We start from the raw sequence: 20,760 nt of genomic DNA, 5'->3' as shown, positions 1-20,760 counted from the left end.
CTTCGAAATTAAAACAAGAGGAGACGACCGATGAACATCGTGGAAAGCACACTGGAACGCATCAAACCGGTCAGCACCGAATTACTGGAACAGGCCCAGGCCAAGTTGGACAACAAGACCAAACCCTTGGGCTCCCTGGGGAGGCTTGAGGAGTTCGGGCGGCGTGTCGCCGCCATCAGCGGCACCCTTAACCCCGATACGGCGAAGAAGGTCATCTTCACCTTTGCCGGCGATCATGGGGTCACTGACGAGGGAGTCTCGGCCTTCCCGAAAGAGGTCACGCCCCAGATGGTGCTCAACATCCTGGCAGGCGGGGCCGGCGTCAACGTGCTGGCCCGCCACGCCGGGGTCGAGGTGCGGGTGGTGGACGTGGGGGTCGATCATGATTTCAACGGGGCCTCTGGCCTGATCGACCGCAAGGTGGCCCGCGGCACCAAAAACTTCGCCAAAGGGCCGGCCATGACCCGCGAGGAGACCCTGGCAGCCCTGAAGGTCGGTATCGACCTGGCCGACCGGTGTAAGGAAGAAGGTGTGGCCCTGGCGGGAACCGGGGAGATGGGTATCGGCAATACCACCCCGTCGTCGGCCATCATCGCCGCTATCTCCGGCATTTCAGCCAGGCAACTGACCCACCGCGGCACCGGCATCAACGACATTGCCCTGGAAAACAAGATCCGGGTCATCGAACAGGGCCTGGCGCTCAACCGTCCCGACCCCAAGGACCCGGTGGATGTGCTGGCCAAGGTGGGTGGACTGGAGATCGCCGCCATAGCCGGCCTGGTGCTGGGATGCGCAGCCAACGGCATACCGGTGGTGGTGGACGGCTTCATCTCCACGGCCGGCGCGCTGATCGCCTCGGAATTGCACCCCCACGTACGCGACTACATATTTGCCGCCCACGAATCGGTGGAGATCGGCCACCGCTTCATGCTGGAGCGGATCGGCGCCGCACCGATCCTGGACCTGAACCTGCGCCTGGGAGAGGGCACCGGTGCAGCCCTGGCCATGGGCCTGATCGAGGCCGGGGTGAAGATCATGAAGGAGATGGCTACCTTCGAACAGGCCGGGGTATCGGAACAGCTATAAGAGGTTGTTGAAAAACAGCCATCAGGCCTTCGTCCTCGAAAGTCCTTTCGTGCGGCGTAGCGCTGCAAACCCTCACCCAATCCCTCTCCCGGAGGGAGAGGGCACGGCATGCTCTCCCCCTCTGGGGGAGAGATAGAGAGAGGGCCTGCCTCCTCAGGGCTTTTAGCAGAACCGTTCCGCTTCTGTCCCTGCGGGATGAACTCCGCTGCGCTTCGTCACCGATAATCGCCGGAGGCGATTATACTGCGGGTGCGACGATCTGACTATTTTTGAACAACCTGAGATTCTCAACAGCCTGATAAACCTAAATCCAAAATGAGAGTGGAGTCACACCCCATGAAGACTCAGATAGAAGCCGCCCGCGAAGGCATCGTTACCCCCCAGATGACGGCGGTTGCCGCCGATGAAGCGCTTGCGCCGGAGTTCGTGCGCAGCATGGTGGCCGAGGGGAGGATCGTCATCCCCTGGAACCACAACCGCCAGCCCAAGGCCACCGGCATCGGTTTTGGCCTGCGCACCAAGGTCAACGCCTCCATCGGCACCTCCTCCGACATCATCGACTACCAGGCCGAGGTGGCCAAGGCGCGCGCCGCCCTGGAAAGCGGAGCCGACACCCTGATGGAACTCTCCGTGGGGGGCGACCTGGACCGGGTGCGGCGTGAGGTGATCGCCTGCGTGGATCTGCCGGTGGGCAATGTTCCGCTCTACCAGGCCTTCTGCGAGGCCGCCCGCAAGTACGGCGACCCGAACCGGCTCGATCCTGAGGAACTCTTCGACCTGATCGAGCGCCAATGCGCCGACGGCATGGCTTTCATGGCGGTGCACTGCGGCATCAACCTCTCCACCATCGAACGCCTCAGGAAGCAGGGATACCGTTACGGCGGCCTGGTTTCCAAGGGAGGGGTCTCCATGGTGGCCTGGATGCTGGCCAACAAGCGGGAAAATCCGCTCTACGAGCAATTCGACCGGGTGGCCGCGATCCTGAAAAAATACGACACCGTGCTCTCCCTGGGGAACGGCCTCAGGGCCGGGGCCATCCATGACTCCAGCGACCGGGCCCAGATCCAGGAGTTGGTCATCAACTGCGAACTGGCCGAACTGGGACGCGACATGGGGTGCCAGATGCTGGTGGAAGGGCCGGGACATGTCCCCTTGGACGAGATCGAGGGGAACATCAAACTGCAAAAGCGCATGAGCGGCGGTGCGCCCTACTACATGCTGGGGCCGATCACCACCGACGTGGCGCCCGGCTTCGACCACATCACCTCGGCCATCGGCGCGGCCCAATCGGCCCGCTTCGGCGCCGACCTGATCTGCTATATCACCCCGGCCGAACATCTGGCCCTGCCCACCGAAGAGGACGTGCGCCAGGGGGTGAAGGCCGCCAGGATCGCCGCCTACATCGGGGATATGAACAAATACCCGGACAGGATGCGGGAACGGGACAAGGAGATGTCCAAGGCCCGCCGCGACCTGGACTGGGAAAAGCAGTTCCAGTTGGCCCTCTATCCCGAGGACGCCCGGGCCATCCGCGCCAGCCGGGTTCCCGAGGACAGCGCCACCTGCACCATGTGCGGCAACTTCTGCGCCTCCCGGGGTGCAGGAAAGCTCTTTGCAGATGACCTGAAACAGGATAAGATCTGATGAAAACGCAGAGAAAGAGGCGCCATGTACAGCCCCATTACATCGCTTTCGTTACGGCTACGGCCGGGGGATGACATTCGAAGCTCGTTGTCCCGCCTGCTCCACGACCGGGAATTGCCCGCCGCCTGCGTGCTCAGTTGCGCCGGGAGCCTGAGCCGGGCGGCCTTGCGGCTGGCCGGAAACGGCGGCGGCACCATCATCGAGGGGCCGCTGGAGATCGTCTCCCTCTCCGGCACCCTGTCGCCCCAGGGGCCGCACCTGCACATTGCCTTTGCCGACAGCATCGGCCGCGTGCTGGGAGGCCATCTGCTGGACGGCTGTATTGTCCTGACAACGGCCGAGATCGTACTGGCGGTCATGCCGGAGGTGCGCTTTTCGCGACGCCACGATGCCGCCACCGGCTATGCGGAACTGGTCATCACAACCCCTGTCGAAACAACCCCATGAAACGTTTCCTTATTGCCTTCCAGTTTCTGACCATCATTCCGCTCCCCTTCAAGGTTGATTGCGAGGCCCGGGACCTGGGGCGCTCCACGGCGGTTTTTCCCCTGGTGGGACTGACCATCGGCGCCCTGCTGGCCGGGCTCAACTGGCTGATCACCCCCTGGCTGGCCCGGCCGCTGGCCGACGCCCTGCTGATTGCCGCCCTGGCCGCCGTGACCGGCGCCCTGCACCTGGACGGCCTGGCCGATGTCTGCGACGGCATCGCGGCCCGGGGTGGCCGGGAACGCTTCCTGGAAGTCATGAAGGACTCCCGCGTCGGCGCCGTGGGCGTCGTCGGCATAGTCCTCGGCCTGCTGCTGAAATGGCAGGCCCTGCTGGCGGTGCCTGCCGGCATCAAGATGCAGGCCCTGCTGTTCTTTCCTATCCTGGCCCGTTGCGCCCAGGTCCTTGCCATGACCGGCGCCCGCCATGCCCGCAAAGAGGGTCTGGGGGCCGTATTTATCCAGGGCACCGGCAATGCCCGATTGATTGCCGCTTTAACCCTGACCCTGGCCGCGGCCTTTCTACTGCCGCCCCTAACCGGGCTGGCCGCCTACGTCGTCGTCATCCTGCTGACCGTAGCGCTACGCGGCTACTTCCAGCGCCGGCTGGACGGCCTGACCGGCGATGTGGTGGGATGCATCAGCGAACTGGCCGAGATTGCGGCCCTGACGGTCATCTCCATTAGATTAACCTAATCCTCTGCCTTGTTTTTAGCCTGAAAAGGGCAGTCAGGCCACAGAGCCACGGAGGCACAGAGTAAATCACAGAGCTTTTTCTCGTAACGCCATGCTATCTGAATGAAGAAACCCCAATCGGCTGTTTTATGGCGTAATCTTCTCTTTTATTCCCTCTGTGACTCTGTGGCTCTGTGGCAAACACTTTTTCAGGCTGAAAGGAAAGATACTCATGACCCCGGCAACTCGCATCTACCTCATCCGCCACGGCCAGGTGGCAGGTCACGACCAACCCCGCTACAACGGCCAAACCGACGTGGGCTTGACCGATATCGGCCTGGAGCAGTATCATGTCCTCAAGGAACGTCTGGCGGAAAAACCGCTCTCGGCCTGCTACACCAGCGACCTGTCCCGATGCGCCATCGGAGCGGAGATCATCTGTGGCCAGTTCGGCATCGAGCCGGTGCGCCGCCCCGAACTGCGCGAGCTGAACATCGGCGTCTGGGAGGGGCTGACCTGGAAGGAGATCACCCAGCGCTGGCCCGTGGAGTGGCAGGCCCGGCTGGATGACCTGGTGAACTACCGGGTGCCCCGGGGGGAAAATCTGCTGGATGTGCAGGCGCGGGTCATGCCGGTCATCGCGGAGGTCGTGGAGCGCCACAAGGGACAGGAAATCCTGGTGGTAGGGCACGGCGGGGTCAACCGCATCGTACTTTTAAACGCCATCGGCGCCCCTCTGGCCGGAATGTTCAACATCGAGCAGAACTACGGCTGCCTGAACATCATCGATTACCATGCCGACGGCAGGGTCACGGTCAAACTGCTGAACGGGTGAACAGCCGCACAAAAAGTCCATCTGCGGCGTACCAGGGGGTACGCCTCGCTCTTCAGGGGCCGCAAGCCTTGCAGCGGGAGCTTTTTTTGCCCGGCCGCTCACTAGATTTATTCTGAGAAAGGGAGTCTCCATGGCACGCCTCAGACGACCGGTCACGGTCAAATTGCCCTCGGCTGCCGAAGCCGCAGCCCGTATAGAGTCCATGCGCCGGCAAGCGGAGGACAGCACCAACTACCGGACGAAATCCTTGAGGATCCACGGTGCCATCTGTGCAAAATGCGGACGGGAATTCGACTCGTCCAGCCTGCACCTGCTGACTGTGCACCACAAGGACGGCAACCACAACAACAACCCTGCCGACGGCAGCAACTGGGAAAACCTGTGCGCCCACTGCCACGAGGATGAGCACAGCAGGGACCTGCTGGGGGATTACCTCAGCAAATAGGACCTCCGTTGCGCCCCGTGAAACATCATCCCTCCAACCCGGATCATGCCGCCCCCCAGGGGATTCCGCACAACATCTCCGCCCAATAAAAAAATGTATCCCACCACAGACGGCACCAAGAGCATAACTACCAGATATTACCAGTCATTTTCGGCACCATACAGTTTGTGCCGTTCATGTTAATAAAATTAACATTTTTCCAACACACCTATCATAACGAAATAAATAATTATTTTTAAAGGCCAGACAAAATGATACATTTTACCGCTTACTTAAGTAACTGATTTTTTAATTGATTTTGTTTTGACTCGGTGTAATCTACAAAAGTGACTTCGATTATTTACCCACGGCTACAGTAAAATGCGACTCTTTTGTTCGACCATTTGGGTGCTTCTCGCGCTGGCAGTCCCCGCCGCGGCCATCGACCAGGACATGGCGGAGCAGGTGCTGGCGGAGATGAACCTGGCCCGCACCGCACCGCGCACCTATGCCGGCTTTCTCCGCGAGTTCCGCGGCCTGTTCCGGGGCAGATACTTCGTGCTGCCGGGGAGCGACACCCACATGCAGACAAACGAAGGGGTCAAGGCCGTGGACGAGGCGATCAGATTTCTTTCGCGCCGGAAACCCCTGCCGCCGCTTATCTGGTCGGACGGTCTGGCCGCGGCGGCGGACGAACTGGCAAAGGAGCAGGGGGAGTCCGGCGCAATCGGCCATGACAACATACGGGAACGGATAGACCGGCACGGAAAATGGAACCGGCAGATCGGTGAGAATATCGGCTATGGCCCCACAGAGGCCCGCTACATGGTCATACAACTGATCACCGACGACGGGGTGCCGGACCGGGGGCATCGCAAGAACATCTTCAGCACGGTTTTCCGCACCGCCGGGGCTGCCTGCGGTTACCATCCGGGCTTTGGGAGCGTGTGTGTCATCGACTTTGCGGACCGGTTCAGGGAGTAGGCGTTCGTTTCAGGAGTGGCCATGAAGGCTAACGGCGGATAGACTCAGGCCCGGCAGACTTCGCGACGGCAGCCTGCCTTGTCCCTTCAATCGGGCATCGTAGGTTCACAGCAGTTTGAATCCGGAAGGCGGTTCAACAGCCTCATCTCCTTGCATATAGGCACAATCTTCACTTGCTCCCACGATATTTCATCAACGGGGTAACACCGCCCGCCTCACGTAAGGACTACTACCAGCGCGGATGAAAGGAAGACAACATGGCAAAATGTTTTTTTGTCGCACTCATGATGATTCTCGCTCTTTCCGGATGTGGCGGCGGCAAATCCTCTTCCGCAACCCTGGTTTCAATCACGGTTACTCCGGCCAACGGGACGATTACCCCCGGTACAACCGCACAGTTTTCAGCGTTGGGGATATATTCCGACAATACCGCCCAACTCCTGACGGCTTCCGTTACCTGGAAATCATCGGATACTGCTGTTGCCACCATTGGCGACACCCAGGGAACCAAAGGACTGGCTACGGCCGTCGCTTTGGGCTCCACCACCATTACCGCCACCTCGGGAAGCATTTCCGGTTCGACCACGCTTACCTCTGCGGCAGTGGCGTCCATTTCGGTGACACCGGCAAATTCGACCAGCATCGTCGGCACGAGTAAACAGTTCAGGGCAACGGGGATTTTATCGAACAATGCCACCCAGGATTTGACCGCCCTGGCAACCTGGGATTCATCCGATACCTCTGCGGCCACGATCAACGCAAGCGGGCTCGCCACGGCTGTTGCCGCCGGAAGCAGCACTATCAGCGCGACCTTTGCCGGTATTTCCGGTTCCACCGGTCTCACCTCGGCAACCGTGGTATCCATTGCGGTTACGCCTGCAAACCCGACCATCGCCGCGGGAACCACCCAACAATTCTCTGCAAGCGGGACACTGTCGAATGCCGCCATCCAGGATGTCACATCGCTCGTTACCTGGAATTCGTCCGATACGAGTGTTGCCGCCATCAACTCGGCAGGGCTGGCTTCTTCCGCTTCAATCGGTTCAACCACCATCAGCGCAACCTTTGGCGCTGTTTCCGGCACAACCTCGCTGGCGGTTCAAGGCCCCTTGTCCATAACCGTAACGCCTGCCGGCCCCAGCGCGGTAGTCGGTTCAACCCAACAGTTTACGGCTACGGGGACCTTTTCGGACGGTTCCGTCCACGATTTGACGACGTTGGTCACCTGGAGTTCGTCAAACAGCGCGGTCGCAACCATCAGCAATGCCGCAGGTTCACGGGGAAGCGCCACCGCCGTTGCGGCAGGTTCTGCGACCATCAGCGCAACCCTGGGTGTTTCCGGCTCAAGCACCTTGACGGTAAAAGCACTCACGTCCATTGCCGTGACACCTTCAAACCCAACCATGGGGCTTGGTTCGACGCTACAGCTTTCTGCGACGGGAACGTTCTCGGATGCCTCCACACAGGACATAACCGCTTCGGTCACCTGGTCTTCGCTCAATAGCGGCGTTGCAACGGTCAGCAACATTTCGGGCTCAAAAGGTCTGGCCACCGCAAACACCATCGGCTCCACCACCATTACGGCGACCATGGGAGCCGTCTCGGCGTCAACGCCCCTGTCCGTCATCCAAAGCAACCGGGCCTATGTGACCAACAGCGGCAGCAATAGCGTCTCCGTCATCGACACCGCCAATAATACCGTAGTCGCCACCGTTGCCGTGGGAGCCGCACCCCAGGGGATTGCGGTAAACTCTTCCTCCAACCGGGCCTATGTGGCCAACAGCGGCAGCAATAGCGTCTCCGTCATCAACACCGCCAACAATACCGTAGTCGCCACCGTTTCCGTAGGAGCGGTCCCCCTCGGGATAGCGGTTGCTCCCGCTTCCAATCGGGTATATGTGACCAATAACGGCAGCAATAGTATCTCCGTTATCGACAGTAGCAACAATACCGTGGTTGCTACCGTTGCCGTGGGAACCGCCCCCCGGGGGATTGCGCTGAATACCGCCTCCAACCGGGCCTATGTGGCCAACAGCGGCAGCAATAGCGTCTCCGTCATCGACACCACCACCAACACGGCGATTTCAACCGTTTCCGTCGGAAGCGCTCCCCAGCGGATTGCCGTGAACGCTTCCACAAGCCGGGCCTATGTGACCAACAGCGTCAGCAATAGCGTCTCCGTCATCAACACCACCACCAACACGGTACTTACCGCTGTTGCCGTGGGGACCTCGCCCCAGGGCGTGGCGCTGAATGCCGCCTCAGGCCGGGCCTATGTGGTAAACAGCGGCGGCAACAGCGTCTCCGTCATCGACACCGCCTCCAATACGGTAATTGCCGTTGTTTCCGTAGGAATAACCCCCCGGGGCGTGGCGCTGAATACCGCCTCCGGTCGGGCCTATGTGACCAACAGCGGCAGTAATAGCGTCTCAATCATCGACACTACCACGAACACGTCGGCCACAGCCATATCCGTCGGGAGCGGCCCCGGGGATGTTTCACTCGTTCCCTAGTGCCCCTGGCTCCGGCAGTCCTCCGGAACGGCACAGCCCGGACCTGATGCGCCTTCGTTATCTCCAAAATCTTTTCGACAGAAACCCCTGTCTGTACCTGCAAAAAAGCCCCCTGCCGATCTCGCCGGCAGGGGGCCCTGAATGCGCCTGCCGCCAGGAGCGGCAGGCTAACGTATGCAACCTTCTTTACAATGGGATACGGGACGAATCCTGAAGCGTTCGGTAAACATGGCTGTTCCTCCTTTCTCTTGGATTGGGAATCAGGCCCGCAAGCCCGATTCCCAGTTTGTTCCCCCACCCGCGACCATTGCGCCCGGCCATCGGCGGGCGGGGAAAGATTCACAGCAGCAACCTGTAACCTGGCGAATCTTCATAAATTGTTACCTCTAACATCACAATTTATGGCAAAAAAAATCACACCTTCTTAACGTCTGAAATAACCTCTTCAAGGGTGATGCGTTTCAAACTCTCCTCAACCGATAGCTGCGTCTTTCCCAACACCCTTTCAAGGGCCGTTTTGATATTGCAGCTCACGGGACACGGTTTTTGAACGTCATAGCCGTGGATTGCAAAGGCCTTCGGCGCATCCACCGCCTCATAGATATCAAACAGTGAAATCTCGCTTGCCTTTTTTGCCAGCGTACAGGCGCCTGCCTTGCCGATCGTCGTATGAACCAACCCCGCCTTGGACAATTTCGAAAGAACCCGCCGAACAAAACTGGGGCACGTATTGACGCTCTTCGCCAGACTGCTGGAGGTCATATCGGCACCATCCTTGTAGCCAAGCCCGGTCATGATATGCACCGCTATGGAGAATTGTGTGTTGTTCGACATATTGTTACTATATTAGAAACAGAATAAAAAAACAAGCTTTATCTTCTCCGGCCAGGGCCAAGGGGCGGCATCAGCCCCTGTGGGAGATTTCCTCCAGATTGCCGGCAATGACCGTCGCCGTGGCGGCCTGTTCTTCCGATGCGGTGGCGATCTGGGAGATCACGTCCTTGATCTGATCGATGGAAATGACGATCCCGTTCAGGGACTCCTCCACATGCTTGGAGAGTCGCTCGCTGCCTTCCGCCTCATTTTTTCCCTTTTCTATGGATTTCACTGCTTCGGCCGCGCCGGTCTGGATCTCCGCAACCATGGCCCCGATCTTCTTGGTGGACGCCATGGTGCGGTCCGCCAGGCGGCGGACCTCGTCGGCGACAACGGCGAACCCACGGCCCTGCTCGCCGGCACGGGCCGCTTCGATGGCTGCGTTGAGGGCCAGCAGGTTGGTCTGTTCGGCGATTTCGTTGATCACGGTGACAAACTCGCTGATCTTCTCCGATTTCGTTCCCAGGTCGCCGACGATAACGGCCGAACTGCGGACGATCTCGGCCACCTTCTGCATCTCCCTGACGGCCTGGTTGACGATTTTCTGCCCATCGTAGGCGTTTGCGGCAACAGTGGCGGCCGAATCCGATGCATTGGTGGTGTTGCGGGCAACCTCATTGACGGTCATGCTCATCTCTTCCATGGCCGTGGCAATCTGTTCGACCCTGGTCTCCAGATAGTTTTTGCGCTCGATCTCCATGCGCTGATGTTCCACCACCGCTTTTTCCGCCGTTATATCACTCCAACAGGCCATATAGCACAAGACCCTGGAGGAATCCTGGCTGTCCCACACCGGATAAGCCGTTGTACGCAGGGTCACGGCGCCGATGGGTATTTCGGCGGTATGGGGCAGATCCGTCCGGGGATTGCCGAACATGCGACGGATGCGGGCCGGGTCCTTGTGGTACTGATGAATAGTGTTGCCGAAGGCATTGCCCACGTCGGCTCCGCTTAAACCGGCGTTCAGTTCGCCGCGATGCCGGCCGAGCAACTCCTTGGCCTGTCTGTTCATATAGAATATCTTGTTGTCGGTCGTTGTATCGCAGAGCATGACAATATTGTCCACGTTGTCCAGCATCTGTTCCAATCGGTGGATTTCGGCATCCTTTGCCTCGATCTCACGCTTGTTCGTGCCTCCGAATATACCCATGGCCGCAGCCTCCTTACGGTAAAAGTTGAGGATTGCCCAAATCGACAACGCCGATAAATCCGATTTCCTTCTTCACTGTTTCTTGTTCGGCCAGTAGTTTCCGCCCACCAGGGTTGCCGTGATGCTGCCTATCTTGACCTTGGACTTCATCAGCACCGGTATGCGGCGGTCATCGTCCGTCAGCCAGATATACATGTCGCCGGTGCGGGCAAAGATCCCCTCGGATTTGAGCAGCGGTTTGATCACAACGGTCCTGAACCGTCCCAGGGGGGTTTCGATCACCTCCCGCCGCAGTACCTGCACTTCGGTGTTCCAGAGCTTCTTACAGTCGAATATGTCGATAAAATACGAAGTACCGACCTGGAGCGGGATGGAGCGGAAATAAAAGAAACTGGACAGGGTATCGTAGGTCCGCCTGGTGATGCTCCTGGTTGTTTCACTGTTTTTCAACAGGTCCCTGGTGCGGACCTCCAGCTTCTGGCGATCAAAGACCGCATCCTTCTGAAAACGGGTCCATCCCTCGCGGATACGTTCCCGGTACAGCCGGGGCACTCCGATATAGAGAGGCGGCGCACCCGAGACTAGCACCGATTCGATGCGGTCCTCCACCGGAAAAAAAACCCTCAGCCAATCGGCGGATTTGGCCGTGGAGACGATATGCACCTCGTTGCCTTCGAGGGACACCTCCTGTACCGCCCGCCCGGCCGGGATGCCGGTGTAGGATATCTCGAATTCCAGCCGTTCCGGCATCGGAAAGGCCGATGCGCCGCGCGGCGTCGCAACCAGTCCCGCACAGAGCACCGACACGATGGCCAGGAAAACGATACTACCCGGTTTATTCATTACCCAACCTCACTTTCAGGCCTGACCGCCGGCGGGTGTGCTCTCAAACGCGCTGCGCAGCTTGTGCAACTCCTCCATTTCCCGCAGCTTGTCCCCCAGCCAGGCGTGAAAAACGCGGGCGTTTTCATAACTCATCACCACGCCGGTGTCGATAAAGCGCACCATACTGCCGTTCAGTCCTTCGGGCTCAACGGCGCTTTCCCGGCCAATGGCGCCTTCGGGGGTGATCTCGTGGCTGATCGACTCGGGCAGGGGTTGACGCTCCAGATAAAAGTGTATCACCATCTCACCGCGGGGCGAGAAGCCCCCCTGGGCACCATTGACATAGGTAGGATTGTATCCGTAGTTGAAAATATACTTAAAGGTGATCTCGGGTTTCTTGACACTCATCTTTGCTCTCCTTTTCATGAAATTCGCCATCCGACCAAATCCATGGCAATATCGTCTTATGTCACTTACCACACCGGACGGAGCGAGGAAAAGAAAATCTTGCAAAATAATCGGCCCGAGCCTATAAAAGACCAACAAAGTCTTGTTTTACGAAGGGAGCTCCCGATGGTGAAAAAAATGTCCGCACTTCTTTATGCCATATCTGCAATGATCCTGGCTTCTTCCCTGTCGTTCGCCGCAGAAACCAACCCCATCGTCGTTTTCGACCAGGGCCATGGCCAGCGTTTTACCGTCAACGACACCGGCGAACTTCAGCTTTCAAAGCTGGCGGATACCTTGCGGGCCTCGAAGATCACCATCACTCCCACCGCGGACCCACTGAGCGACGATACACTGAAAGGCGCCTCCGGCCTGGTTATCTCCGGTGCCTTCAAACCGCTCCAACCTGCGGAGGTCGAGGCGGTTGCCCGCTTTATGCAAAACGGCGGCAGGCTGGCCGTCATGCTGCACATAGCCTCTCCCCTGAGCAGCCTGCTGACCCTCCTGGACGTCGACTATTCCAATTCGATCCTGCACGAACGCAAGAACGTTATCGACAAAGACCTTAACTTCCAGGTCACCGACCTTTCCGCCAGCCCGCTCTTCTCGGGGATCAAAAGCTTCTCGGCCTATGGCGTCTGGGCCCTCAGGCCCGGCACATCATCCAGCGCCCTTGCCCGCACCTCGCCCGAGGCGTGGGTCGACCTGAATGGCGACAAGGTCCTCTCCAAGGGGGATGCCGTGGGCGCCCTCGCAGTGGTTGTCGCGGGAACCATGGGAAAAGGCGGCTTCGTCGTCTTCGGCGATGACGCCATCTTCCAGAACCGCTTTCTTGACGACAACAACCGGAAGCTGGCAACCAACCTGGGAACATGGCTGACCAAGCACTAGAAACAGAAGCAGGATATTTCCGTTTCTCCTCCGAAGACAGAATCCATTACCGCGTAACCGGAAGCGGCCGGCGTCATATCCTGTTTCTGCACGGTTTTGCCGCGTCACGGCACACCTGGGAGGACCTCGTGCCGTTTTTTCCGGCCAACGAGTACACCCTGCACCTGATGGACCTGAAGGGGCACGGCAATTCCGTGAAACAATGCCGGGGCGATTATTCAACCCTGCACAACGCCCACATTGTGAGCGCTTACATCCGTTCCCTCGGCCAAAACGACGTGAGTTTGGTAGGGCACTCCTTCGGCGGGCTGGTGGGGATGTGTGCCGCCCTGGAATGTCCGCAGATCTCCCGCCTGATCCTGATCGATGCCCCCGGCTTCCCCCAGAATATCCCCCGTTTCATGCGCATTCTGCGTATCCCGTTCATCGGCCCGCTGTTCATGGCGCTTCTCTCCCCCCGCCGGATTGCCCGCAAGGGATTGGAATCGGTCTTTTACCGGCAGGAGCGGATTACGGAGCGGCTTATTGAGCGCTACGCCGCCGGTTACCGGGGAGTTGCAGCGGCCCGTGCTCTGGCCGAAACGGTGCGGCAGATGATACCGGCTGATGCGGAGCGGATGACGTGCCGCTACTGCGGCCTTGCCATACCGGTCCTCATCCTGTGGGGGGAGCACGACCGGATCGTCAAGTTGTGGCAAGCCCGGAAGTTGCACGAGGAGATAGGCGGTTCCCGGCTCGCGATCCTCGCCGACTGCGGACATAATCCCCATGAGGAACTCCCGAAGGAGACTTTTGACCTGATCCGGCCGTTCCTGGCCGGAGAGACCGGTTGACAGCCCGGGCGGGAGCTGTTAAATAGACCACACGCTATCAACTAATGGAGGTTTCCCATGAAGAAGAGTCTGTTCAAGGCAGCCTTGACCGCTGTTTCGTTGTTGCTGGCCGTCGGCCTCTCCTTTGGCGCCGATACCAAGGCCCCTGCCAAGCCTGCCGCCGAAACGGCAAAGGCGAAAACCGCCACCGCCAAAACCCCGGCAGCGGCAAAAATGGAGCCGGTGGACATCAACAGCGCCGGCGAAGCAGTACTGAAGGCCATTCCCGGCATCGGCGACGCCTACGCCGCCAAGATCATCGTCGGCCGCCCCTATGCCAACAAGGCACAGCTCAAGTCCCGCAATATCCTGCCCGCTCCGGTTTACGAAAAGGTAAAAGACCGCATCATTGCAAAACAACCCAAAAAATAACCGGACGAACGGTGCAATTCCGGTAAAAGGGGTGGCCGCTGTGGCCACCCCTTTTCCGTTTTGCCCGGACGGCAACGGTATGCCTTGACTTAATCGGCGAATAACTGTAAGTTTAATATTTTACAATAGCTGTAAGGAGTTGAAATGAAACCACTCTTTTTGAATCCTCCCACCTTCGAGGACTTTGATGGCGGTGCCGGAGCCCGCTATCAGGCATCCCGCGAGGTGACCTCATTCTGGTATCCCACCTGGCTCTGTTTTCCGGCCGGGATGATCGAAGGCAGCCGCGTGGTAGACGCGCCGGTACAGAAATTCACTCTGGACGACTGCCTTAAGATCGCCAGGGATTTCGACATGGTGGTGATGTACACCTCCACCCCCACGCTGCCGATCGATATCGAGACCGCGCGCCGCATCAAGGAGGTTAAACCGGGCATCCTCACGGTCCTGACCGGACCGCACGTTACCATCCTGCCGGAGGAATCGCTCAGGGCCGGCAAAGGTGCCATCGATATCGTCTGTCGCGGAGAATTCGACTATTCCACCAAGGAACTCTGCGAAGGCCGCGATTGGGAACGGGTGGACGGCATCAGCTTTCTGAAGGACGGGGCGGTCGTGCACACTCCCGACCGGGCTCCGATTGCGGATCTGGACGCACTCCCCTTCGTGGCCCCGGTCTACAAGCGCGATCTGCCGATCAAGGAATACGTCATCCCGCACTTCAAGAATCCCTATGTATCGATCTACTCCAGCCGCGGCTGTCCGGCCCGCTGCATCTACTGCCTCTGGCCCCAGACCTTTTCGGGCCGCCAGATGCGTACCCGCAGCCCGCAGAACGTCTACGAAGAGATCAAGTGGATCGTGGACAACATCCCCGAGATGCGCGAACTCTCCTTTGACGACGACACCTTTTCCGCGGACAAGAAACATGCCCGCGCAGTGGCCGAGCTGATCAAGCCGCTGGGCATCTCCTGGACCATCAATGCCCGCGCCAACTGCGACTACGAAACCTTGAAAGTCATGCGCGAAGCAGGCCTGCGCCACGTGGTGGTGGGCTACGAGAGCGGCAACGAGCAGATCCTCAAGAACATCAAAAAGGGGGTCACCAAGGAACAGGCGATCCAGTTCACCAAAGACTGCAAGAAGCTGGGACTCTCGATCCACGGTGCCTTCATAATGGGCTTGCCGGGCGAAACCAGGGAAACCATCCAAGAGACCATCGAGTATGCCAAGATGCTGGACCTCAACTCCATTCAGGCCTCGCTGGCCTCCCCCTACCCCGGCACCGAGTTCTACGACCTGTGCAAGGAGCAGGGCTGGATCGCCTCGGACGCCTTCATCGACGATACCGGCCACCAGAAATGCGTGATCAACTACCCGCACCTCTCCAACGCCGAGATTTTCAACTCGGTGGAGGAGTTCTACAACAAGTTCTACTTTCGCCCCAAATACATCCTGCGCAGCATCGGCAAGATGATCGTCAACGGCGAGGAACGTAAAAAACTGCTCAAGGAAGGCAAGCAGTACCTTGACTACATGCGCAAACGCAAGCAGGCGGCGTCCTGAAGCAGAGCGCACCGGTATGAAACAGCTTATCATAACCTCCGACGACTTCGGCCTTTCCCCCGGAGTCAATGCTGCCGTGGAAAAGGCCTGGCGTGACGGCATCCTGACCTGTGCTTCGATCATGCCGGGAGCAGCGGCTTTCGACGAAGCAGTGGGGATCGCCCGCCGTAATCCGGATCTCCAGGTCGGCCTGCACCTGACCCTGGTCCAGGGATCGGCCGTGCTGCCCCCGGAAGATATCCCCGGCCTGGTGGATGCAGCGGGCAACTTCAGGGATAACCCTGTGGCCGCCGGCATGCGGTACTTTTTCGACAAAGGGTTGTACAAACCGTTGCAGCGGGAGATCGAAGCCCAGATCAAACGGGTGAAGGACGCCGGCATCCCCGTGACGCACATCGACGGTCACCTCAACATCCACCTGCACCCCACGGTCTTCTCGATCCTCGGAGAGTTGATGCCCCGCTACGGCATCGCCAGCTTCCGCCTCTCGCGGGAGCGCCTCCTGCACAACCTGACCTTCAACCGTGAACGTGTCGCGGGAAAGACTTTGGAACGGCTCATTTTCGGCGCACTCTCCTCCCATGCCTGCTCGGGACTGCAACGAATGGGCATCCGCCATGCCTGCGAGGTCAAGGGGGTCCTCAACTCGGGGCGGATGAACGAGGAGTACATCCTCAACATCCTGGACGGACTGAACGAGGGACTGACGGAGATATACTTTCATCCCGGCTGCCTGCCGGACAGCGAGATCACCCGCCGTATGCCGGATTACCGCCATGAAGACGAACTGGCCGCCATCACCAGCCCGCAGGTCAGGCGGAAACTGGCTGCTTTAGCAATCGAATTGACCAATTATCGGGGAGACGTAAAACAGTATGTTTAAGACCGTGATCATCATGTTCATGGCGGTAAGCGCCGGAACCGTGGGCGACATCCTGCTGGCCAAGGGGATGAAGGAAATGGGAGACATCTCGGCCATGAACCTGCGGGGTATCATGGATGCCGCTTTCAGAGCGCTGACCACGCCCAAGCTCATCATGGGCACCGCCATGCTGGCCATTTTTTTCTTTCTCTGGCTGGCAGTCCTTTCCTGGGAGGACCTGTCGGTGGCGCTCCCCATGCAGGCCCTCAACTACGTGCTGGTGGCGTTCCTCTCCCAGTACTTTCTGCATGAAACCGTGACTCCCCTGCGGTGGGCCGGCACCCTGCTGGTCTGCGTGGGAGTGATGATGATTACGAAAAGCGGCGGGGCGCAGTAGAGTGCTGCCCAGTTAGCCGTGGGCACTACTTCCACCGCACGGGACGTTGACCACCGGCGCGCTGCGTAGAAAGCACAGCCTACAAAAGGAGAGATCCATGCTCGACGGAAAAACAATCGGCTTCATCGGCGGCGGCAACATGGCCGAGGCGATCATCAAGGGGCTCCTGGCCGGCGGCCTTTCGACCACATCCATCCTGGTGGCGGAACCGGTTTCCAGCCGCAGGGATTTTCTTGCCGGCGAGTACGGCGTGGAACTTCACGAAGATAATTCCGACATAGTCCGCCGTGCCGACATCATCATCCTGGCGATAAAACCCCAGGTGGCGGCCAGCGTGCTGACGGGACTCGAACCGGCCATTTCGGCGGACCAACTGGTCATATCCATCATGGCCGGCATCTCTACCGATTTCATCGAAAAAACATTTGCCAGCGGTGCGCGGGTCATACGGGTAATGCCCAATACACCGGCCCTGATCCAGGGAGCGGCCACGGCTGTCTGTGCCGGCAGGAAGGCCACGCAGCAGGATCTGGAAATTGCCCGCGAGATATTCTCCCGGGTCGGCACGGTCGTCACCATCCCGGAAAAACAGATGGATGCGGTAACCGGCCTGTCCGGCAGCGGCCCGGCCTATGTTTTTACCTTCATCGAGGCCCTGGCCGACGCCGGGGTGAAAAACGGTCTGCCGCGGGACATCGCGGCACAGTTGGCGGTACAGACCGTGCTTGGGGCCGCCCGCATGGTAGCGGAGACAGGTGAGCATCCGGCATTATTGAGGGAGAAGGTGACATCACCCGGCGGGACCACCATCACAGCCTTGCATACGCTGGAAAACGGCCGTTTCCGAGGCCTGCTCATGGATGCCGTGGACAGCGCCTGCCAACGTTCAAAGGAACTCTCCGGGAAATAAGCCCACCGTCAAACGTCAAACGGGCGGCTACCAAGCCGCCCGTCTCGTGTTTTCGGTCCATTAACGTATCCCCGTTTCACATCACCTATTCCGATCCCTCGCGCACAAACCTGAAAGCCATGCCTTCATCCGTGACCCGCACCACCCGTGCCTTGAGTAGCGGCGGCTCTTTACCCAACACCGACCCGTTGAGTTGCAGATGCATCTCGGCATCAACCGGCGGAGGGGGGTCGAAGGACACGAGCACAAAGGCCCCACTGTCGCTGAAGTCCCTGGTGGTGGCCGGCTTGATCTGTTGCGTAGCGGGCCAGGTGACCTTTATATCCAGAGGGGCCTCAATCCGCTCACAAATGCGTTTGTCCTCCATCGCCCATCCCGTACAGCCGCCCCGTCGGAATGATCTGGTGGCGGCCCCTTTCGGAGTAATCTTAGTTTTGCCCGGCCGCAGACCGTTTTTTGGGAAGATTGATCTCTGGAGACAAGATCAGACGGGGGGGAATCTCCTGCGCCCCCAATATTTTAACCATCCGTTCGAAACCACCCGCAATCGTGCGCAATTCCGAATCAGGCAGAACTTCCAAACCCTTGACGAGAAGCCCCTGGGCCACCTCCGGCGAGGTCGCCACGACCTGCTTGCCCGCATCCGTCAACGCGACATGGACCACCCGCCGATCCTTGCTGCACCGCTCCCTCTCCACGAGCCCCCGTTTTTCAAGCCGGTCGACTATCCCGACAATCGTGGCCGGATGCAGATACATCCTGTGGGCCAAATCCGATATCTTGATCGGCGCATTTTCGGCAATCATTTTGATAGCCCACAACTGCGGCCCTGTCAGCCCGGTTTCCCGCTCGACCCTTTTGGATTGCTCGTTAACGACCTGAAATACGCGCCGCAGATTGTCGATAATTTCCGCGACTAAAGTGGGGATCGGCTGCATAAGGCTCCTTTTGCGCGGCAGTTCGTCGTTCATGCCGGCATCGATGGTAACTGCCCCGTCCCTCGAATGTGACGGGGTACGCCGCGCTACGGGCAACGGCAGCCGGGAAGCATGACGGTACGCGAAGAATCAATCCTTATCGTTCGGCTCAGGATCGCCGGCAGGCCTGTTGAGTGCTTCATACAAGGCGATTTGCTCGGCAAGGGACAATTTACGGCGCCGGCAGGCATCCCTGTTGCGGCACAACCGGCAGCGGTCGTCCGAGCACCACTGGCAGTAGGTGCAATCGGGACAGGGATATTTTTTTTCTTCTTCCTGGGTCATGGGCGACTCGTGTCCCGTGCGGTTAATTCATGCCCTGTCATTTCCGGTCCCTTTGGCCCCTGGCTGCGTTACAACCCCCCGGCATAGCCCGGCTCCGCCAACCTCGCCCCGCCTTGCCAGGGACTAACGTCCCTCGGAATGGCCACGGCGAACTAACCGCACGACACTAGTACACGACATTCCGTTTGACGGCATTCCCTTCCAAAAGCCGGACAAACGCCCTGCCGCTGTCGGAATTCACCAGCAGATAGCGCGGGATCTTCATGACCGGGTCGCCGGGCGCGGCATGGCGGCGTTCAATGGTAAAGCTGGCCACGTAGCCGGCCTCGACGGCCTTTTTGATCAGGTAATCATCGTAGATGCCGAATGGCCACGCAAGCAGGTCTACCTTCCCGCCGAGCTCCGACTCGAGTTTGGCCTTCGACTTCAGCAGTTGAGTCGTCACGAATTTGTCGTAGGCCTCATTACTGAGCTTTTTCCGCTCTTTCTTGAAATTCGGGTGCCAATAGGTATGGGACTGGATATCGAAGAGCCCCGTTTTTTTCAGAGCCCGCAATTGATCCCAGGTCATGGCGTACTTTGCGTTGGAGATGGCGGAGGGATAGGCAAAGATCGTGACCGGATAATTATATTTTCGGATGACCGGCAGCATATCGCTGTACACGGATTTATGGGCATCGTCCGCAACGATAACCACCGATTTTGGTTTGGGAGCCGGCACCTTCCCCCGGTAATGATCCACGAGACGACGCAGAGGAATGACGGTATAACCGTTGTCGTGCAGGTATTTCATATGTGATTCGAATACCGGCGTCGTGACCGTCATGCCATCGGCAACCGTGGGGCCGAACCGGTGATAAAGCAGGATCGGGACGCGAAAATCTTCGGCGGCGGCAGCGAAACAAGGGGCCGACAAGGAGAACACGCTTATCAGCACGTAACATGCGAAACGCAACAGCATCATATCCTGCACAACCTTTCTGAAAGAGAGTTACCGCTCCGGGGGATCATCCCCTGACGATATACACGGAACAAGGTGCGCTGCTTGCCACCCGGTGAGAAACGCTTCCCATGAGGCGACGCTGTATAAAACCTTTACCGGAGCTGCCGATGGCGATTACATCGATGTGTTCGCGCTTGGCAAATTCAATCAACTTCTCGGCGGGTTCACCGTATTCGACAATCATCTCCAGGGGGATATCGTGCTCGGAGGCGCATTTTTCGACTACATAGAATATGCGGCGGCGCAGATCGTCCCACTGTTCCGTCTCGGTAACCGGGGCCGAGGGCACGAAATCGGTGTACGTCGCAGTCGGCGAGTTGGGCAGGACCAGCATGGCGTATACCTGGCTCTTGAACTGACTTTTGTTGCCGGCGGCAAGCCTGACGGCCTCTTCGGCAGCCTTATCCGATTGTGGTGAACCGTCGATGGCGACGAGTATCTTTTTTCTCAGATTCAGCATACAACCCCCGCCATGTTCTATTCATAACACTTTGTTACAAGACCACTTTAATCCCTTAAATAGGAATATAATGCAATTTTTATGACTTGACAATTATAAAACATTATTCTACATTTATGGCGATCTGTCGTTTTTGCGCCATTTTTTGAAGATGTTATGATTTTTCATTAAATTTCACAATCTTAATCCCCATATTTTTCATTATATCTGACAACACAGGG

Annotated in this window: 24 protein-coding genes; 15 read left to right on the top strand and 9 right to left on the bottom strand. The window is 58.7% G+C overall.

The window, feature by feature from the left end; translation table 11 throughout:
- The first annotated feature begins 30 nt into the window (after positions 1 to 30).
- The 8 genes from cobT (at position 31) to LDN12_RS04080 (ending at position 8,646) form a co-directional block, all read left to right on the top strand.
- Positions 31 to 1,086, top strand: a complete 1,056-nt coding sequence (cobT, locus tag LDN12_RS04115) for a nicotinate-nucleotide--dimethylbenzimidazole phosphoribosyltransferase (RefSeq protein ID WP_223921419.1) — start codon at positions 31 to 33, stop codon at positions 1,084 to 1,086.
- 336 nt (positions 1,087 to 1,422) lie between these two features.
- Positions 1,423 to 2,730 (top strand): phosphomethylpyrimidine synthase ThiC, encoded by a 1,308-nt coding sequence (gene thiC / locus LDN12_RS04110; protein ID WP_223921418.1) that lies wholly within the window; start codon positions 1,423 to 1,425, stop codon positions 2,728 to 2,730.
- Between the two features lie 24 nt (positions 2,731 to 2,754).
- Positions 2,755 to 3,177, top strand: coding sequence for a PPC domain-containing DNA-binding protein (locus LDN12_RS04105; RefSeq protein WP_223921417.1), 423 nt, complete (start codon positions 2,755 to 2,757; stop codon positions 3,175 to 3,177).
- A complete protein-coding gene (gene cobS, locus LDN12_RS04100; protein ID WP_223921416.1) occupies positions 3,174 to 3,911 on the top strand; it encodes an adenosylcobinamide-GDP ribazoletransferase in 738 nt (245 codons plus the stop codon). Before LDN12_RS04105 ends, cobS begins: the two co-directional genes overlap by 4 nt.
- Positions 3,912 to 4,122: 211 nt before the next feature.
- On the top strand, positions 4,123 to 4,725 hold the full coding sequence (gene cobC, locus LDN12_RS04095; RefSeq protein WP_223921415.1) for an alpha-ribazole phosphatase: 603 nt from the start codon (positions 4,123 to 4,125) through the stop codon (positions 4,723 to 4,725).
- Between the two features lie 130 nt (positions 4,726 to 4,855).
- Positions 4,856 to 5,170, top strand: coding sequence for a YajD family HNH nuclease (locus LDN12_RS04090; protein ID WP_223921414.1), 315 nt, complete (start codon positions 4,856 to 4,858; stop codon positions 5,168 to 5,170).
- Between the two features lie 360 nt (positions 5,171 to 5,530).
- On the top strand, positions 5,531 to 6,133 hold the full coding sequence (locus LDN12_RS04085; protein ID WP_223921413.1) for a CAP domain-containing protein: 603 nt from the start codon (positions 5,531 to 5,533) through the stop codon (positions 6,131 to 6,133).
- A gap of 257 nt (positions 6,134 to 6,390) precedes the next feature.
- Positions 6,391 to 8,646, top strand: coding sequence for an Ig-like domain-containing protein (locus tag LDN12_RS04080; RefSeq protein ID WP_223921412.1), 2,256 nt, complete (start codon positions 6,391 to 6,393; stop codon positions 8,644 to 8,646).
- Positions 8,647 to 9,060: 414 nt separating this feature from the next.
- Here LDN12_RS04080 and LDN12_RS04075 read toward each other — a convergent pair whose 3' ends face one another.
- The 4 genes from LDN12_RS04075 to LDN12_RS04060 form a co-directional block, all read right to left on the bottom strand.
- Positions 9,061 to 9,480 carry an Rrf2 family transcriptional regulator gene (locus LDN12_RS04075; protein WP_223921411.1) on the bottom strand — a complete coding sequence of 140 codons (420 nt, stop codon included), beginning with the start codon at positions 9,478 to 9,480 and terminating at the stop codon, positions 9,061 to 9,063.
- A 70-nt stretch (positions 9,481 to 9,550) separates the two neighbouring features.
- Positions 9,551 to 10,672, bottom strand: coding sequence for a methyl-accepting chemotaxis protein (locus LDN12_RS04070; protein ID WP_223921410.1), 1,122 nt, complete (start codon positions 10,670 to 10,672; stop codon positions 9,551 to 9,553).
- 72 nt (positions 10,673 to 10,744) lie between these two features.
- Positions 10,745 to 11,515, bottom strand: a complete 771-nt coding sequence (locus tag LDN12_RS04065; protein WP_223921409.1) for a DUF3108 domain-containing protein — start codon at positions 11,513 to 11,515, stop codon at positions 10,745 to 10,747.
- 15 nt (positions 11,516 to 11,530) lie between these two features.
- Positions 11,531 to 11,905 carry a hypothetical protein gene (locus LDN12_RS04060; RefSeq protein ID WP_223921408.1) on the bottom strand — a complete coding sequence of 125 codons (375 nt, stop codon included), beginning with the start codon at positions 11,903 to 11,905 and terminating at the stop codon, positions 11,531 to 11,533.
- Positions 11,906 to 12,082: 177 nt separating this feature from the next.
- On the opposite strand from LDN12_RS04060, the gene LDN12_RS04055 reads away from it, so the two are divergent.
- From LDN12_RS04055 to proC, 7 genes are all read left to right on the top strand, one after another.
- Positions 12,083 to 12,835 carry a DUF4350 domain-containing protein gene (locus LDN12_RS04055; protein WP_223921407.1) on the top strand — a complete coding sequence of 251 codons (753 nt, stop codon included), beginning with the start codon at positions 12,083 to 12,085 and terminating at the stop codon, positions 12,833 to 12,835.
- Positions 12,817 to 13,668, top strand: a complete 852-nt coding sequence (locus tag LDN12_RS04050) for an alpha/beta fold hydrolase (RefSeq protein ID WP_223921406.1) — start codon at positions 12,817 to 12,819, stop codon at positions 13,666 to 13,668. The genes LDN12_RS04055 and LDN12_RS04050 overlap by 19 nt, the downstream gene beginning before the upstream one ends.
- 57 nt (positions 13,669 to 13,725) lie before the next feature.
- Complete coding sequence (locus tag LDN12_RS04045) at positions 13,726 to 14,079, top strand: helix-hairpin-helix domain-containing protein (protein ID WP_223921405.1); 354 nt, start codon at positions 13,726 to 13,728, stop codon at positions 14,077 to 14,079.
- A 144-nt stretch (positions 14,080 to 14,223) separates the two neighbouring features.
- A complete protein-coding gene (hpnJ, locus tag LDN12_RS04040; RefSeq protein WP_223921404.1) occupies positions 14,224 to 15,645 on the top strand; it encodes a hopanoid biosynthesis associated radical SAM protein HpnJ in 1,422 nt (473 codons plus the stop codon).
- Between the two features lie 16 nt (positions 15,646 to 15,661).
- On the top strand, positions 15,662 to 16,528 hold the full coding sequence (gene hpnK, locus LDN12_RS04035; RefSeq protein WP_223921403.1) for a hopanoid biosynthesis-associated protein HpnK: 867 nt from the start codon (positions 15,662 to 15,664) through the stop codon (positions 16,526 to 16,528).
- Complete coding sequence (locus LDN12_RS04030; RefSeq protein ID WP_223921402.1) at positions 16,521 to 16,904, top strand: EamA family transporter; 384 nt, start codon at positions 16,521 to 16,523, stop codon at positions 16,902 to 16,904. Before hpnK ends, LDN12_RS04030 begins: the two co-directional genes overlap by 8 nt.
- 97 nt (positions 16,905 to 17,001) lie before the next feature.
- Positions 17,002 to 17,814, top strand: a complete 813-nt coding sequence (gene proC / locus LDN12_RS04025) for a pyrroline-5-carboxylate reductase (protein ID WP_223921401.1) — start codon at positions 17,002 to 17,004, stop codon at positions 17,812 to 17,814.
- Positions 17,815 to 17,899: 85 nt separating this feature from the next.
- Here proC and LDN12_RS04020 read toward each other — a convergent pair whose 3' ends face one another.
- From LDN12_RS04020 to LDN12_RS04000, 5 genes are all read right to left on the bottom strand, one after another.
- Positions 17,900 to 18,181 (bottom strand): PilZ domain-containing protein, encoded by a 282-nt coding sequence (locus LDN12_RS04020; RefSeq protein WP_223921400.1) that lies wholly within the window; start codon positions 18,179 to 18,181, stop codon positions 17,900 to 17,902.
- Positions 18,182 to 18,242: 61 nt separating this feature from the next.
- The gene (locus LDN12_RS04015; protein WP_223921399.1) at positions 18,243 to 18,785 is read right to left on the bottom strand and encodes a MarR family winged helix-turn-helix transcriptional regulator; all 543 of its coding nucleotides are present in this window, start codon (positions 18,783 to 18,785) and stop codon (positions 18,243 to 18,245) included.
- 96 nt (positions 18,786 to 18,881) lie between these two features.
- A complete protein-coding gene (locus tag LDN12_RS04010; RefSeq protein WP_223921398.1) occupies positions 18,882 to 19,076 on the bottom strand; it encodes a hypothetical protein in 195 nt (64 codons plus the stop codon).
- Between the two features lie 166 nt (positions 19,077 to 19,242).
- The gene (locus tag LDN12_RS04005) at positions 19,243 to 20,037 is read right to left on the bottom strand and encodes a polysaccharide deacetylase family protein (protein ID WP_374045078.1); all 795 of its coding nucleotides are present in this window, start codon (positions 20,035 to 20,037) and stop codon (positions 19,243 to 19,245) included.
- A 46-nt stretch (positions 20,038 to 20,083) separates the two neighbouring features.
- The gene (locus LDN12_RS04000; protein WP_223921396.1) at positions 20,084 to 20,539 is read right to left on the bottom strand and encodes a universal stress protein; all 456 of its coding nucleotides are present in this window, start codon (positions 20,537 to 20,539) and stop codon (positions 20,084 to 20,086) included.
- Positions 20,540 to 20,760 lie beyond the last annotated feature (221 nt).

This window comes from Geobacter sp. AOG2, assembly GCF_019972295.1.
In the GTDB taxonomy this organism is placed as follows: Bacteria; Desulfobacterota; Desulfuromonadia; order Geobacterales; family Pseudopelobacteraceae; genus Oryzomonas.
Note: the sequence above shows the minus strand (reverse complement) of the source record. Positions and strands in the feature narration are given on the sequence as shown.